This is a genomic window from Streptomyces sp. MBT65 (genome assembly GCF_016612545.1).
Lineage (GTDB): Bacteria > Actinomycetota > Actinomycetes > Streptomycetales > Streptomycetaceae > Streptomyces.
The window spans coordinates 1-1,189 of the sequence record NZ_JAENRY010000637.1; the positions used below are offsets into that span (position 1 = coordinate 1).

Consider the following 1,189-nt stretch of genomic DNA (forward strand, 5'->3'; position numbering starts at 1 on the left):
CGGATGGCCATCGACGTGTCCGCGCTCACGTTCTGCGACGTCAGCGGACTCAACGCCTTCCTGGACGGTGCCCAGCACGCCGCGGCCTCGGGCCGCCACCTCACACTGCGACGGCCGTCGGCCCAGGTCGTACGTCTGCTCGTGCTCGCCGGCTGCGCGGAGATCCTGCTGGGACGGCGGGCGGCCCGGCGGGGATCGGAGCGCCGCCTGCTCGTGCGTACCCTCCGCCGCCGGGCCTCTGAGGGCCGGTGAACTCGCCGAGCTCAGTGGGCGATGACCCCGGTGCTCAGACCTTTGCCCGGCCCAGCGTGTGGGCCACCGCCGCGAGGAGCAGTTCCTCAAGGGTCGTGATCTGGTGCTCGGCGCGTTCCAGGAGGGTGTCGAGGTGCTCGGCGTAGAGACGGTCGTCGTCCTCGGCCAGGACGCGCAGGGTGCGCCAGCAGGACGCCTTGCCCTGGACGCCGAGGAGCGTGGACTCCAGTTCCAGGACGTCGCTGAGCGGTGAGCGGGAGAAGAGGTGGCCGTTCGGCTTGAGCCGGCCGGCCTTCTCGGCCAGCCAGCCGAGCGCGACCTTGGAGAGATCGGTGGACACGTCCAGGTCGGACATGATCTGCACGAGGGAGTCGCGGTCCTCCTCGATCTGTTTGGCCAGTGCGGAGAAGGCGTCGGCCCGCTTCCCGTCCCGTTGTCCCTGTGCGGCGCGGCGGGAGAGTTCCAGGCCGCCGGTCGCGCCCGCCAGGTGGTCGTTGAGGTAGATCGCCAGCAGGGCTCGGGTGTTCGACGATTCCCCCGACGGCTCGGTGTCGTCCTCGGGGGAATCGGCTTCGGTACGCATCTCGCGGTCCACGGTGGCGCCCAGTTCGGCCCAGCTGTCCTCGAACTTGGCCAGGCCCTCGCGTTCCAGGGTGTCGGTCACGTCTGTGAAGTCGATGCCGGTGCGGGCCAGTTCCTCGAAGTGGGCGGCGGCCGCGGCGTAGGTGTCGGCCACGGGCCCTGCGTCCGGGACATGGCCGTGGTCGGCGAACGCGTCGAGCGTGCTCGCCGGCATGGTGTTCACGGTCCCCGGGACGACCAGTTCGCTCACGTACATGGTGTCGGGGTAGTCGGGGTTCTTGACTCCGGTCGACGCCCACAGGGGCCGCTGCGGACGCGCTCCGGCCGCCGCCAGCTCCTGCCAGCGGGCCGAGCC

At 71.1% G+C, this 1,189-nt stretch carries 2 protein-coding genes; one reads left to right on the forward strand and one right to left on the reverse strand.

Translation table 11 applies throughout. The features are described from left to right. Positions 1 to 252: STAS domain-containing protein (locus tag JHN63_RS51205; RefSeq protein WP_200691962.1), on the forward strand; the 252-nt coding region annotated here is incomplete at its 5' end. A 34-nt stretch (positions 253 to 286) separates the two neighbouring features. Here the strand turns inward: JHN63_RS51205 and JHN63_RS53735 are convergent. Continuing rightward, the coding region (locus JHN63_RS53735) for a transaldolase family protein (RefSeq protein ID WP_234478959.1) at positions 287 to 1,189 on the reverse strand (903 nt) is incomplete at its 5' end.